Raw genomic sequence first — 14,060 nt, forward strand, 5'->3', positions numbered from 1 at the left:
ATAAGCCGCAACCCCGGTTCGATTACCGGGGCAAAAAACTCGACGTGCTTTTCAGGTAATCAAAAAACCACCTGATAATACTACTGAACTGAGGGATTAGCTGGGACTGTTGCCAGTCCGGACTCTTAGAAAAACCGGTGAATGTGTCGAGGAAAAACAGCATGGCTGAAACGATCAGCACACCGCGTAATGCCCCAAAACAGACGCCAAGGACTCTGTCGGTTCCCGACAGGCCGGTTTTTTCAACCAGCGAACCAATAACGTAGTTAACAATGGCCCCGACAATCAGGGTAGCAATGAATAACACCGCTACGGCGATTCCATTTCGAACCAGTTCGTCTTCAAATCCTGTGAACCAGACGGCAAGGAAGGAGTAGTAATGACTGGCGACAAAAAATGCGCAACCCCAGGTGACGAGAGAAAGAGCTTCCCGAACAAACCCTCGGATCAGGCTAACAAGAGCCGAAAAACCAATAACCGCAATAATGACGTAATCTATCCAGACCATGAACGCTTCCAGTGACCATGCCCCTGTATCAGCCGCTCTCCCCTTGTAAGCACAGGTGCAAGGGGATACTGCCTCAGTTCGGGGCGAATTCTAACAGAAAAAGAAAACGTTTGCGTAGCGTTTTACTGACGCGATTTAAATAAACGAGAACGCTTAAAAAAACCCCTTCCGGACACCGATTTCAACGGCCCGGACCCCACCACGCAATACCTTGATTTGCCAGCATCATCACGTACGACGCCCGGAGTGACGAGGTGTCGGCTCCGGGCGCAGGGTGATCATAGCTATCGCAATAATAGTCCGTCGCTGAGAGAAACAACGGACCAGAACGGCTTATTTAACACTGTACGGTTTAACAACTCCGCCCAGCCCCGAGATCCCCTGCAATGTGCCAACGGCAGCCTGCATTTTCGCTTTCGAAGCATCCGGCCCCACGTAAATACGGGTAATTTGCCCCTGCACCGGCGTGGACGGAACGGTAAAGGCACGGTAGCCCGACAGGCGCAACTGTGCGACGATCTCATTCACTTTTGCCGCATTTTTCAACGCACCCAGCTGTACAACCCAGGCCTGCCCTGATGGCGCTGATTCCGTCACTGGTGGCTGGCTCTCAACAGGCGCCTCCACTTTCGGCTCAGGCTTCTCAACCGGTTTCGGTTTTTCAACAGGTTTAGGCTTCTCGATCGGTTTTTCGACCGGTTTAGGCTGCGGCTTCGGCTTTTCCACCACTTTCGGCGGTTGCTGCTGCGCAGGCTTCACCGGCGGCGGCGTCACTACCGTTGGCTGGTTATGAGACTGCGGCGCGGTGGAGCCGCTGTCGGCCTGCGAGGAGTTGTCGTTAGCATTGCTACCCGCACTGATCGCCGCCCCTGCCCCTTCCGGCGGTTGTGCCGGTAAGGTTTGCGTCACAGGCGGAACCAAATCGGTTTCCTGCTGGTCTTCGGGTTTCGGCACCAGAGGAATAGCCGCAAACTCTTCTTTATAGTGCTTCTTTTTACCATCGAGTAAGCCGGGCAGCACAATCACACCCAGCGCCACAATGATAATGGTTCCGACTAAACGGTTTTGAAACTTACTTGCCACTGCCGTTCTCCGTTTCCATCGTTTCCATGACCTGTGCCACGGTGTGGAACGAACCACACACCAGCACAATATCCTGTTCGGTTGCCTGTTGCAGCGCCTGTCGCCAGGCAAGCTCAACCGAGCCAAACGCCTGTGCACCCTCAAGATGCACCATCAGCTGTTCAGCGGTGGCACCGCGCGGACCGTCGAGCGGTGCACAGTACCAGTAATCCACCTGCGGCGAGAGGCATGCCAGCGTACCGGCAATGTCTTTATCATGCAGCATGCCTACCACCGCATGTACCTTGCCGTTGCGTGGCACTTCTGCCAGGCGCCCCGCCAGATAGCCTGCCGCATGGGGGTTGTGCGCAACATCAAGGATCACCCGCGGTGATTCGGCGACCGTCTGAAAACGACCGGGCAACATGGCCTGGTGCAGTGAACGACGGATTATTGCCTCATCAACGTTAAGCGGGGATGCACGCAGCGCCGCAAGTGCGGTAGCCGCATTCGGCAATGGGACTTGTGGCAACGGCAGCTGCTCCACAGTGCCGTGGGCATCGCGGAAAGACCAGCTGTCATGAGTTACGCTGTATGACCAGTCGCGGTCGCGCTGCAACAGCTGTGCGCCCTTCTCTGCGGCCACATCCGCGATGGTGTGCGGCATATCCGGCTCACCCACTACGGCAGGTTTCCCCGCGCGGAACACCCCGGCTTTCTCCCGGCCGATGCTTTCGCGATCCGGCCCGAGCCAGTCGGTATGATCCAGCGCAATACTGGTTACCACGGCGACATCGGCATCCACAATATTGGTGGCATCAAGACGCCCGCCCAGCCCGACTTCAAGGATCACCACATCCAGCTTCGCCTCAGCAAACAGCCACAGCGCCGATAGTGTGCCGTACTCAAAGTAGGTCAGCGTGGTGTCACCCCGGCCCGCTTCAATGGCCGCAAAGGAGGTGGTATGCGCTGACTCCGCCAGTTCTTCACCCTGAATGCGCACCCGTTCGGTGTAACGCACCAGATGCGGCGAACTGAAAACGCCCACGCGATAGCCCGCCGCCATCAGCACCGTTTCAAGGGTTCGGCAGGTGGTGCCTTTACCATTGGTTCCGGCGACGGTGAAAACCACAGGGGCTGGTGTCAGAAGGTCGAGAGAAGAGGCAACGCGCCGGATACGATCCAGCCCAAGTTCGATAGCCTGAGCGTGTAAATGCTCAAGATAATAAAGCCACGAGGCAAGAGGCGACGTGGCTTGAGGAAGATTATCCATGTGTCCCGTTCACAACGTTACGGTTCATTGGTGAAAGGGACGCAGGGTCCCTTTCTCATCATCGGTCAGGCCTCGTGGCTCTGGGATGCGTCAGCAGGCGCTTCTTTGACAATATCTTCCTCAGGTGCAGGCAGATTCATCATTTTCGCCAGCACACTGGCCAGCTTGAAGCGCATCACTGGACGGCGGACGATCATGTCAATCGCGCCTTTTTCGATCAGGAACTCACTGCGCTGGAAGCCCGGCGGCAGTTTTTCGCGCACGGTCTGCTCAATTACGCGTGGACCCGCGAAGCCGATCAGGGCTTTAGGTTCCGCAATGTTCAGATCGCCCAGCATCGCAAAGCTGGCAGAAACGCCGCCCATAGTTGGGTCGGTCAGCACGGAGATATAAGGCAGACCACGTTCCTGCATCTTCGCCAGTGCTGCACTGGTTTTTGCCATCTGCATCAGCGACATCAGCGCTTCCTGCATACGGGCACCGCCTGACGCAGAGAAACAGATCATCGGGCAGTTATCTTCCAGTGCCTGCTCAACCGCACGCACGAAGCGCGCGCCCACCACGGAACCCATTGAGCCGCCCATAAAGGAGAACTCAAACGCGGCTGCAACAACCGGCATCCCGTGCAGGGTACCTTTCATCACAATCAGCGCGTCGGTTTCGTTGGTCTCTTTCTGAGCCGCAACCAGACGATCTTTGTATTTTTTTGAATCCCGGAACTTGAGCACATCTTTTGGTTCCAGTTCACTGCCCAGCTCAATCAGTGAGCCTTCGTCCAGCACGCTGTGCAGACGATCGCGACCATGCATGCGCATGTGATGGTCGCATTTAGGGCAGACTTCCAGATTACGTTCCAGCTCGGCGCGGTAGAGAACCTGCCCGCAGCTATCACATTTTGTCCAGACCCCTTCAGGAATGCTTGCTTTACGCGATGGGGTGATGGTGCTCTTATTGAGAATTCGTTCAATCCAGCTCATTGATGACCTTTCTGTTTGAACCTGGCGCTCCTGCTGGGGAGCGCCAGTTTTTCTTTTTCCACGCAGCGACCTGTAGTCGCAGCGCAAACCATAATTTATCGCTCATTAAACCATAACCGCCCGTGACTGTGGATAAAAATCTGGTCAGAGGGCGCAAGCCTGAGGATTTATTTTATTGCTGTTTCTGCTGACGTGCTGCGCGGCGATGACGTACCACTTCAATCACTCCTGGCAATACCGATAGCAGGATAATCGCCACAATCAATAGCTTAAGGTTTTCCTGCACCACCGGGAAATTACCAAACAGATAACCCGCATAGGTAAACAGCAGCACCCATAGCAGTCCGCCCGCCACGTTGTACAGGGCAAAATGACGATAGGACATCTTGCCCATTCCCGCCACAAACGGGGCGAAAGTACGGACGATCGGCACGAAGCGCGCCAGAATAATGGTTTTCCCGCCATGACGCTCATAAAATGCATGGGTTTTATCAAGATAGCTGCGACGGAAGACTTTTGAATTGGGATTACTGAACAGCTTATCGCCAAACAGCCGCCCGATCGTGTAGTTCACCGCATCACCCAGTATCGCGGCGACGACCATCAGTGCCACCATCGTATGCACATTGAGGTCATTGCCTGGCAGTGCGGCCAGCGCCCCCGCAACAAACAGCAGGGAATCCCCTGGCAGGAATGGCGTCACCACCAGACCGGTTTCACAGAACAGGATCAAAAACAGAATGGCATACACCCAGACACCGTACTGGGCAACCAGCTCCGCGAGGTGGACGTCGATATGCAAAATGAAGTCGACAACAAAACGAATCAATTCCATACAGGCTTCCTTTAATACTCCAGGCCAGGGTTAATCCCCGAGGAACAGTGGTCCCATCGGTGGACGGGGTATTTCAAAACGGGCGGGATAGTCGACCGCGACCAGATACAGACCCTCTGCCCGCCCTGTCGCCGCTGCCAGCTTGCGGTCTTTTGCCGCCAGCAACTCTGCTATCCAACTCTCAGGCTGATTTCCACAACCCACTTCCATCAGACTGCCAACAATGTTGCGCACCATGTGATGCACAAACGCATTGGCTTTAATATCGACCACCACATACGCGCCGTGGCGGCTGACGTTCAGATGCATCACATTACGCATTGGCGTACGTGACTGGCACTGCACGGCACGGAACGAGGTAAAGTCATTCTCGCCCAGCAGGCACTGCCCGGCACGCTGCATTTTTTCCACATCCAGCGGATGATAAAAATGCGTGATGCCACCCCCGAGGATCGCCGGCCGCAGCCGCTGGTTATAAATCATATAACGGTAACGGCGAGCCGTGGCGCTGAAGCGGGCGTGGAAATCATCCGGCACCGCTTTCACCCAACGCACGGCAATATCCGCTGGCAGATGGGTGTTCACGCCCAGCGTCCAGGCGGCATCTTTACGCTGCGAGGTGGTCTCAAAATGCACCACCTGCCCCGTACCATGCACTCCGGCATCGGTTCGCCCGGCGCAGACCACCTCCACCGGATGGTTGGCAACTTTTGTCAGCGCAATCTCCAGCTTCTCCTGCACGCTGCGGACTTCCTGCTGCCGCTGCCATCCGTAATAGCGGCTACCATCATATTCAATGCCCAGCGCGAGTTTTAACGTCGGCTGTGGCACGGCGATGTCGGACATTAGTAGAAGTACTCCTGCACCAGCTTCTCAGCGGTTTTGACGGCCATCAATGCCCCGCCAAAACGCACGTTGTCGGCCACGGACCAGAACTGCAACAGTTCAGGAATACCGTAATCATTGCGCACACTACCAATACTGAGGTGCGCACTACCGGAAGCATCGCCCACCTGCGTCGGGAAATCATCTTCTGCCGTCAGGTTGATATCTTCCACCTGGCCCAGCGCGTCACGGGCTTCTTCCGCAGAGATCGGGCGCAGGTTCTCAATGTAGACAATCTGCGCGTTACCGTAGAATACCGGTGCCTGAATGGTGCTGACCGCAATCGGCAACCCATCGTCCTGCAGGACTTTACGCACCTGCTCTACCAGACGACGTTCCTGCGGCACACTGCCCTCTTTATCGGCAATCAGCGGCAGCACGTTGAACGCCAGCTGACGACCAAAATAGCCGTCTTCCGCAGGCAGGCCGTTCAGCAGCCGCGCACTTTCACCGGCCAGCGAATCCACCGCCGCCTTGCCGTGGGAGGATGCCGCCAGCAGATTCGTTACCTGCAAACGCCCCAGACCTGCCTGATCAACCAGCGGTTTGATGGCGCACAGCAGCTGGCTGGTTAATGCATCGGCCACGCTGATAATATTGCGGTTACGGTAATCGGCGAGTACCTGTGGATTGACGTCCGGCACCACTAACGGGACATCCGGCTCAAGTGCAAACAGATCGCTGCTGTCGATCACCAGGCAACCGCCGTTAGCGGCTTCATCAGCGTAACGTGCTGATGCTTCGCGCCCGGCAACGAAAAACGCCAGTTGCACCTGCGTCCAGTCAAACTCTGCCGCATCGGACACGTGTAACGATTTACCTTCATAGCGCAGCACTTCACCCGCACTACGCTCGCTTGATAGCGCATACAGCTCACCAACAGGGAACTGACGTTCCGCCAGCAATTCCAGTAAAGCTCCCCCTACTGCGCCTGTCGCACCTAAGATTGCGATATTCCAGCCGTCGGACATGTTGGTTTACTCCAGACAATGACACAAAAATAGAAGGCGGTGAGTTCACCGCCCGAATTTTGGGAATAAACCTACGTAGGGGATTCACCCTACGCAGGTTGACTTAATAAAGACTTAAAGGTGGGCCGCGTTAAAGCCCAGCTTATTCAGCAGCACAGCGGTGTCGGCGTTATCACACTCAACCCGCAGCGAAGACCACTCGCGGCGCTCCTGATAATTCTTGCGCAGACGATCAAACTCACCTGGGATCGCAGCCACATGGCGCAGCGGCGCATCATCGCGGCGCACATCATACACCAGATGCACCAGACGTTTCAGCGTTGCCTGATCCAGCTCACCGCGCAGCGTGATGCGGCCAAATTCCGGTGCGGGCAGCAGCGTATCCAGCGCCACCTGCTGCGGTTGGCCGATGAACTGTGTCCAGGCTTCAAAAACCTGGGTGGTACCGCGTGCTTTCCCTTCCAGGGTGTAACCGGCGATATGCGCCGTGGCGATATCCACTTTATTCAGCAGCGGCAGCGACAGCTCCGGTTCTGGCTCCCAAACGTCCAGTACCACGCTGAGGTCATCACGCTGTTCCAGCACCTTCAGCAACGCGGCATTGTCCACCACCGGGCCACGGCAGGCGTTGATCAGAATGGTGCCCGGTTTCAGCGCCAGCAACAGGGCTTCATCAGCCATATGCAGCGTCTGGTAAGGGCCCTGTTTAAACAGCGGAGTATGGAAGGTCAGCACGTCGGCTTCCGCCACCAGCTGTGCCAGTGGCTGGAAGTCCCCTTCATCACCGCGTTCGGCACGTGGGGGATCGCACAGCAGCGTGCGAATGCCCAGCGCCTCAAGGCGCGCCTGCAGGCGCCCCCCAACGTTGCCCACTCCCACAATGCCGACGGTACGGTCGGTTAACTGGAAACCGTCACGTTCGGCCAGTAACAACAGCGAGGAGAAGACGTACTCCACCACCGCAATGGCGTTACAGCCGGGTGCGGCTGAAAACGCAATCCCCTGCTGGTTAAGCCAGCTCTCGTCGATATGATCGGTGCCTGCGGTGGCGGTCCCGACAAATTTCACCGGCTTGCCGCTCAGCAGTTCGGCATTCACTTTGGTCACTGAGCGCACCATCAACCCGTCGGCATCATCCAGCTCTTGCTGCGGGATCGGACGGCCCGGCACGGCCACAACGTCGCCAGTACGGCTGAACAGTTCACGGGCGTACGGCATATTTTCATCAACGAGAATTTTCACAAGCGGTTTCCAGTCGGTTCAGTGAGGGGCGTTATTCTGCCATAAAGCAGGAAAGCGAATAACCCGCATATGCGGGTAACGGCAAAAAAGGAGGGTATCAGGTTACCTCGCTTCAGAGCGCTGATGCCGATAGCGTTCTGGCGTGGTGCCAGACTGTTGCTGAAACATCACGATCAGCGCGGAAGCCGAGCTGTACCCTAAATCCAGCGCCACATCCTGCACACTTTTTCCCCGTTCCAGCAGTGAAACCGCATGCAAAAACCGCAGACGCTGCCGCCACTCGCTGAAGGATATGCCCAGCAGTGCCTGGCAGCGCCGTGAGAGTGTGCGCTCGGTGGTGTAGACCCGCTGCGCCCACTGAGCCAGCGTGGTGTTATCGGCCGGATTCTGCTCCAGCGCCTGAAGTACCGGCGCGAGGGTCTTATCCTGGGTGGAAGGCAGATAGCTTTGCTGACTCTCTGCTACCCGTAGCTGATCGATCAATACTTCACAGAGGCGAAGATCCTGCGTCGTCTGTGGCACCAGCAGCTCGCGCGCGGCGCACTCTTCGATAATCGCATGCACCACCGGACTGACGCGCAGCAGGCAGGCACGCTCGGGAAACCCCTGGCATGCATCCGCTGCAATATTAAGCGTGCGAAAATAGGCTGCTTTATGGTTGTAACAGGCGTGCTGATGGCCAGGCGGTACCCAGATCGGCAAATTGGGCGGCGTCAGCAGGCGCTCTCCCTCTACTTGCATCTCCAGCACATTACATTTCACAAAAATCACCTGCCCCCAGGGATGCTGATGCGGCAGATACTCTGTACGGGCATTGGCCAGTTCATAGCGGAAAAAGAGGGGAAGCCGTTCGGCATCCTTAGGAGCCTGGTACGTCAGTTGCTGGATCATCTTGTCCGGTTCCGGCGTGCATTTGTCTTATTATCGTTATCTGTATTAAACAGGACAAGTTTACACTAAAGCTCTCACGCTAACCTTAAGAGCATACTGATGAGTTTTCTGTTTCCCCTGCTGGCCGTGCTGATCTGGTCGATCAACGCGATTGTCAGCAAAATGTCGGCCGCAGCGATCGATCCTGCTGCGATCTCCTTCTATCGCTGGCTGCTGGCCCTGCTGATTCTGGCACCTTTTGCCCTGCCTGGCGTCTGGCGCAATCGCCAGCAGATCAAGCAATCATGGTGGAAACTGCTGGTGCTTGGCCTGCTCGGTATGGTGCTGTATCAAAGCCTGGCGTATTACGCTGCACACAGCGTCAGCGCACTGTTTATGGGCATTCTTAATGCACTGATCCCCTTACTGACCGTGTTGTTCAGCGTGGTGATAATACGACTGGCCCCGACGCAGGGCATACTGCTGGGCAGCCTGCTCTCCTTTTCCGGGCTAGTGTGGCTGGTCAGCGAAGGTAATCCAGCGCAGCTGTTATCACACGGATTAGGCAAAGGTGAGATAATGATGTTTGCCGCATCCGCCTCTTATGCGCTGTACGGCGTACTGACCAAACGCTGGGCAATTCCTTTGCCGAACTGGCAAAGCCTGTGGATGCAGATCTTTTTTGGCGTCTTGCTACTGACACCTAACTTCCTGCGGGCACCCGATGTATCACTTAACACGCACAATATTCCGCTCATTTTGTTTGCTGCCATCCCTGCTTCGATCGTGGCGCCTTTCCTATGGGTACAGGGCGTAATGCGTATGGGAGCCAGCACGGCCAGTATTTTTATGAATCTGGCTCCGATTTTTACTGCAATTATTGCCGTGACCTTTCTGAATGAGTCACTGCACAGTTATCATTTCATCGGTGGAGGTATCACACTCGCTGGCGTTGTTCTCGCCCAAAATCTCCGCAAGCCCTTGATGACCAGAAGAAAGTAATCACTCTCAAACCGCCGATGTTGTCACGCCCTTCTCCTTAGCAGTTGCACTTTCAGCTGCTAAGATCATTCTAATAATAAAATACGCCCCACCTCCCCTCCTTTAATTTTCATTAAAAAAAACACACCTAAGATTAAATTTAAAACACCCTGATATTATTTTGGCTTATTTACTATTTACCAATTTCTACTACAAGCTACTCTTCTTCACATGAAAAAAACAAAAACACAATGACGTGAATCATTAACAAGGTAAACAATGTGCCTGCTTTTATTCTAACGAAAGTACATCATCTGAAACCAGTGACATCGCTTAAAAAGCCCTATTCTGCCAGGTGGTTTTTATCCATTTCATTTCACACCAAAACCTTATTTAGTTGCTTTTCATGCAATTAAACACCCCCGTTTTTTTTAACGGGAATACCCAAGCAAGGGTTTCCCTGTAATAACCCTTGTGCTTCAGGAATCAACCACGTTACTCAATAAGGATATACAGATGAAAAAAAGACTACTGGCAACCTCGATGATCGCTGCTCTGGCCCTCCCTGTCCCGGCAGTCATGGCGGCAAACGGCACGATCACGTTCACAGGAGATATATCAAATACGACGTGCAACGTTAGCGTCAATGGCCGTAACAGCAGTACGACCATCGTATTTGAACCTATTTCGGCCTCCGCACTTGCCAAAGCAGGTGAAGTTGCTAATGAACAGCCTGTGATCCTGACGTTAACCAACTGCCAGAACCCAACAGAAAATGTTCGTGCTCTCTTTGACAGCACTGAAACAGACAGCATGACAGGTAACCTGAAAAATAAAGGCTCTGCGGCGAATGTTCAGGTCCAGCTAATGGACAACAACCGTAAGCCGATCAAGTTAGGCGATGGCTCACAGGCCAGCGGCCCTTCATTCAAAATAGTCGACGATTTAGCGACTCTCAATTATTTCGCACGTTATTACGCTACGGATAAAGTGGAAGCTGGTGATGTCAGTACAGTCGTTAATTACTCGTTAAGCTATTTCTAATTTTTTCTCCCAGTGCAAGAAGCAATTCTTGCACTTTTATGTTTACTGACAAGCCGAGCCACCATCATGTCTGTTGTAAGCAATATGTCCCTGTCAGCCTGGAAATGCCTGCCTTTTTATCTTGTTGCCTCACTCCTTTCTCAGCAGGCTAACGCCAATGTTATTATTAATGGAACACGTGTTATCTATCCACAACAAAAAAATGAAGTGAATATTCATTTGAGTAATGATAGTGATAAGCCTGCGCTGGTTCAGTCCTGGATTGACAATGGTGATGAAAATGCTGCTTTAGACAAAATATCCGTTCCTTTTGTCCTCACACCGCCGATTGTCCGTATTGAACCGAACAGCGGGCAAACGCTGAGGATCACCTGGACAGGCACAGCGTTGCCTCAGGATAAAGAATCTATCTTTTGGTTAAATATTTTGGATATTCCGCCAAAAAGTGCAACCGCCATCAACGCCGATATATTGCAAATGGCGATCCGCAGTCGCCTGAAAATTTTCTTCCGACCGCCCGCCCTGAATGCCAATGGCGCGAATCAGGCATTCCACGATTTACAGTGGCAACGCTCCACTTCCGCGCCAGGTACGGTGTTACGGGTAAATAACCCCTCTGCGTACTTTATTAATGTCTCCAATGTAAAAATTGAAACGCGTCGTAAGGAGATCAAAAGCCTGAATGGCGAAATGATTGCGCCAAAAAGCTCCGCTGAGTTCAGGTTTACTGCGCTTCCAGAAAAAATTGAAAATGCCGCCCTACGTTATGAAGTCATTAATGACTACGGCAGTATCACTACGGTCAAAAATACACAGTAAGCCAGATAAAAGAGTCACGAATGAGATGAGATCTCACAGGGAGAGCTAAGATGCCCAGGACAAGGCGCATTCATTTTTTCTGTTATTCAGTATCTGGCGTATTGCTGGCAGGAGTGATGGGATGGGATATCCAGCGGAGTGCCTTCGCTGCCCCTGCTGAGGGATATGCCAGCTTTGATATCAACCTGTTACGCCACCCATCGGATAAAAAAATCGATGTCACCCAGTTCAACCACCGCCATGCTCTTCCTCCCGGCGCTTATGATGTCGGGGTGATGCTGAATAATAAATATGTTGGCTATACACGTCTGCAGGTCAAAAAAAACCATGAAGAGTCGGTTATTTGTACTACCCGCTCGCTGATCAATTTGCTCCCCCTTAAACCCGGAGAGATTGATAGCAAAAAAATGGCAGAGCTGGATGATGCCGACCACTGCCGCAGTCTGGATTACTGGGTTCCCAGTGGACAGGGTTACATTGATGTTTCCACATTGCAGATGATCGTTACTGTCCCTCAGGTACTGCTGATGCAGCGCGCCCAAAATGAAGTTGACCCCGCGCAGTGGGATGGCGGCGTCAACGCGCTAATCCTCGGGTACAACGCGAATTATTATCAATCAAAACAGGATGATAACGCATATCGCTCATTCTACAACGGAGACAATATTGGCCTGAATTTATGGGGATTTATGTTTCGCCACCGTGGCTCAATGAACTGGCAGAATAACAGTGGAACCCACTATCAGAGTTTGCGTAATTACATGGAACATGGCATTAGTGCGCTGAGATCGCGCATTATCATCGGCGATACGGATACCAGTGGTCATCTGTTTGACAGTTTTTCTCTACGCGGCGTCTTGCTCTACAGCGACGATAATATGCTGCCAGATTCCAGGCGTGGCTATGCCCCGATGATCCGGGGTGTGGCCGAAACCAATGCGCGTATCAGCGTGCGGCAAAATAACGTGCTGCTGTACGAAACCACCGTCTCTCCCGGCCCCTTCAGCATTGATGACCTTTATCCCACCGGGTACGGCGGCGATCTGACCGTGACCATTCGCGAGTCCGATGGCCGTGAGAGCCAATTTATGGTGCCCTATGCTGCGGTTCCACAGCTGGTTCGCCCCGGGCTAACAAAGTACAGCCTGACTGCAGGCACCTTGCGTAACATGAACCTGTCAAAGCAGGACGCCGTCGCACAGCTCACGTTACAACGGGGCATCAATAATCTGCTGACGGGCTACGGCGGCGTATTAACGACACGTGATTACCATGCTTTCCTGCTGGGCGGGGCCATAGGCAGCTCATGGGGTGCGCTGGCACTGGATGTCACACAGGCACAGACCGACACTCAGGATCGTCATCTTTCAGGGCAGAGCTATCGCGCCACCTACAGTAAAGGGTTCAATGCCAGCAGCAGCACGATGTCATTGAGCGCATGGCGATTTTCCTCTCCAGGCTATCTCGGTCTGAATGATGCCATGTCTGCCATTGATGATGCCCGGCACCCTTCTCCCGGTTCGTATAACTCTGCATTCCTGTCCCCTCGCAGCCGCTTATCCGCCAGTCTGGCACAAGGATTTCCCGGCAAATGGGGACAGCTTTATCTGACCGCTATTCGGCAGAGTTACTGGGGGAGCCGGAGCACCAACAATCAACTACAGGCTGGTTACAGTAATACTTTTGGTTCCCTGAGCTGGTCCCTTTCCGTTAACCGGGTCAATGGACGTGATGGCGAAGAGACGCAATACACGCTGGGTCTGTCAGTCCCACTGGGTGGCAGTGCGCGCCATACCTATTTGAATATGAATGTGAGCCACGATGCGGAAGGAATGTCCAGCCAGGCGAGTATCAACAGCACATTGGGTGCCGAACAGCAGTTTGATTACGCCCTGGGTCTGCGTCATGACAGCCAGCAACGCGCCAGCGCGAATCTGGCGGCGAACTGGCACACGCGTTACACCTCCGTTCAGGGAAGTGTGGAACAAGGCAGGCACAGCCAGTCATGGTCCGGTGGGCTGAGTGGTGCGTTAGTGGCATTACCTGATGGCGTGGTGACCAGCCCCTGGTACAGTGAAACCATGGCACTGGTCGATGCACCTAACGCCTACGGCGCCAGGGTCGAAGGCCATTCCGGGCTGACGCTGAACCCACAGGGACGCGCGCTGGTGCCTTATCTGCGTCCCTATCGACTTAATGAAATCACGCTCGATCCACAAGGGCTGCCCACCGATATTGAACTGAAAAGTACCCGTCAGCAGACCGCGCCTCATACCGGTGCGCTGGTCAAAGTCAATTTTGCCACGTCACGCGGGCGAGCTGTGTTGATTCATTCAACGCTGCCCGATGGAAAGAGCCTGCCCTTTGGCGCAGTCGTGCAGGATGAACAGGGTAATCACCTTGGGCTAGTCGCGCAGGGCGATCTGATTTACGTTCGCCTGCCCCCAGGGCGCTCACACCTGCAAATTAAATCAGGCGATACCAGCCTGTGTTCGCTATCGCTGCAGCTTAGCCCTCACGCCACTCTGCAAAACGGTTTTGAGCGTTTTAGTCAACCCTGCTTACCCCTTTCTGCCCATTGATGATGAGCGTA

General features: G+C 54.0%; 13 protein-coding genes. 4 read left to right on the plus strand and 9 right to left on the minus strand.

Features of this window, described 5'->3' with window-relative positions; all coding sequences use genetic code 11:
* Positions 1-22 precede the first annotated feature (22 nt).
* The 9 genes from cvpA to FY046_RS03835 all read right to left on the minus strand — a co-directional run bounded on the left by cvpA (position 23) and on the right by FY046_RS03835 (position 8,644).
* Positions 23-508 carry a colicin V production protein gene (cvpA, locus tag FY046_RS03795; protein ID WP_133841368.1) on the minus strand — a complete coding sequence of 162 codons (486 nt, stop codon included), beginning with the start codon at positions 506-508 and terminating at the stop codon, positions 23-25.
* A gap of 333 nt (positions 509-841) precedes the next feature.
* On the minus strand, positions 842-1,591 hold the full coding sequence (dedD, locus tag FY046_RS03800) for a cell division protein DedD (RefSeq protein ID WP_159336275.1): 750 nt from the start codon (positions 1,589-1,591) through the stop codon (positions 842-844).
* Positions 1,581-2,843, minus strand: a complete 1,263-nt coding sequence (gene folC / locus FY046_RS03805) for a bifunctional tetrahydrofolate synthase/dihydrofolate synthase (protein WP_133841366.1) — start codon at positions 2,841-2,843, stop codon at positions 1,581-1,583. The genes dedD and folC overlap by 11 nt, the downstream gene beginning before the upstream one ends.
* A 65-nt stretch (positions 2,844-2,908) precedes the next feature.
* A complete protein-coding gene (gene accD, locus FY046_RS03810; RefSeq protein WP_159336273.1) occupies positions 2,909-3,820 on the minus strand; it encodes an acetyl-CoA carboxylase, carboxyltransferase subunit beta in 912 nt (303 codons plus the stop codon).
* Between the two features lie 172 nt (positions 3,821-3,992).
* Positions 3,993-4,655: a DedA family protein gene (locus tag FY046_RS03815; protein ID WP_133841364.1), complete on the minus strand. Its 663-nt coding sequence runs from the start codon at positions 4,653-4,655 to the stop codon at positions 3,993-3,995.
* Positions 4,656-4,685: 30 nt separating this feature from the next.
* Positions 4,686-5,501 (minus strand): tRNA pseudouridine(38-40) synthase TruA, encoded by an 816-nt coding sequence (gene truA, locus FY046_RS03820; protein WP_159336272.1) that lies wholly within the window; start codon positions 5,499-5,501, stop codon positions 4,686-4,688.
* The gene (locus FY046_RS03825) at positions 5,501-6,511 is read right to left on the minus strand and encodes an aspartate-semialdehyde dehydrogenase (protein WP_133841362.1); all 1,011 of its coding nucleotides are present in this window, start codon (positions 6,509-6,511) and stop codon (positions 5,501-5,503) included. Before FY046_RS03825 ends, truA begins: the two co-directional genes overlap by 1 nt.
* Positions 6,512-6,625: 114 nt before the next feature.
* Positions 6,626-7,753: a 4-phosphoerythronate dehydrogenase PdxB gene (gene pdxB, locus FY046_RS03830; protein ID WP_133841361.1), complete on the minus strand. Its 1,128-nt coding sequence runs from the start codon at positions 7,751-7,753 to the stop codon at positions 6,626-6,628.
* A gap of 102 nt (positions 7,754-7,855) precedes the next feature.
* Positions 7,856-8,644 (minus strand): AraC family transcriptional regulator, encoded by a 789-nt coding sequence (locus tag FY046_RS03835; RefSeq protein ID WP_133841360.1) that lies wholly within the window; start codon positions 8,642-8,644, stop codon positions 7,856-7,858.
* 99 nt (positions 8,645-8,743) lie between these two features.
* Between FY046_RS03835 and FY046_RS03840 the strand changes: the two genes are divergently transcribed.
* The 4 genes from FY046_RS03840 (at position 8,744) to FY046_RS03855 (ending at position 14,049) form a co-directional block, all read left to right on the plus strand.
* Complete coding sequence (locus FY046_RS03840) at positions 8,744-9,625, plus strand: DMT family transporter (RefSeq protein ID WP_133841359.1); 882 nt, start codon at positions 8,744-8,746, stop codon at positions 9,623-9,625.
* A gap of 495 nt (positions 9,626-10,120) precedes the next feature.
* The gene (locus FY046_RS03845; RefSeq protein ID WP_133841358.1) at positions 10,121-10,648 is read left to right on the plus strand and encodes a fimbrial protein; all 528 of its coding nucleotides are present in this window, start codon (positions 10,121-10,123) and stop codon (positions 10,646-10,648) included.
* Between the two features lie 66 nt (positions 10,649-10,714).
* Entirely contained in the window at positions 10,715-11,467 is a 753-nt protein-coding gene (locus FY046_RS03850; protein WP_167863585.1) for a fimbrial biogenesis chaperone, read from the plus strand.
* Between the two features lie 50 nt (positions 11,468-11,517).
* Complete coding sequence (locus FY046_RS03855; protein WP_159336266.1) at positions 11,518-14,049, plus strand: fimbria/pilus outer membrane usher protein; 2,532 nt, start codon at positions 11,518-11,520, stop codon at positions 14,047-14,049.
* The last annotated feature ends 11 nt before the right edge of the window (positions 14,050-14,060 follow it).

The organism is Erwinia sp. 1181_3 (assembly GCF_052824965.1).

What these genes read in the sequence shown, in the direction of transcription:
- FY046_RS03850 (WP_167863585.1), top strand. Translation starts at nt 10,715, where the DNA reads ATGTCTGTTGTAAGCAATATGTCCCTGTCAGCCTGGAAATGCCTGCCT.
- FY046_RS03845 (WP_133841358.1), top strand. Translation starts at nt 10,121, where the DNA reads ATGAAAAAAAGACTACTGGCAACCTCGATGATCGCTGCTCTGGCCCTC.
- FY046_RS03815 (WP_133841364.1), bottom strand. Translation starts at nt 4,655, where the DNA reads ATGGAATTGATTCGTTTTGTTGTCGACTTCATTTTGCATATCGACGTC.
- truA (WP_159336272.1), bottom strand. Translation starts at nt 5,501, where the DNA reads ATGTCCGACATCGCCGTGCCACAGCCGACGTTAAAACTCGCGCTGGGC.
- accD (WP_159336273.1), bottom strand. Translation starts at nt 3,820, where the DNA reads ATGAGCTGGATTGAACGAATTCTCAATAAGAGCACCATCACCCCATCG.
- folC (WP_133841366.1), bottom strand. Translation starts at nt 2,843, where the DNA reads ATGGATAATCTTCCTCAAGCCACGTCGCCTCTTGCCTCGTGGCTTTAT.
- cvpA (WP_133841368.1), bottom strand. Translation starts at nt 508, where the DNA reads ATGGTCTGGATAGATTACGTCATTATTGCGGTTATTGGTTTTTCGGCT.
- FY046_RS03835 (WP_133841360.1), bottom strand. Translation starts at nt 8,644, where the DNA reads ATGATCCAGCAACTGACGTACCAGGCTCCTAAGGATGCCGAACGGCTT.
- FY046_RS03840 (WP_133841359.1), top strand. Translation starts at nt 8,744, where the DNA reads ATGAGTTTTCTGTTTCCCCTGCTGGCCGTGCTGATCTGGTCGATCAAC.
- FY046_RS03825 (WP_133841362.1), bottom strand. Translation starts at nt 6,511, where the DNA reads ATGTCCGACGGCTGGAATATCGCAATCTTAGGTGCGACAGGCGCAGTA.
- FY046_RS03855 (WP_159336266.1), top strand. Translation starts at nt 11,518, where the DNA reads ATGCCCAGGACAAGGCGCATTCATTTTTTCTGTTATTCAGTATCTGGC.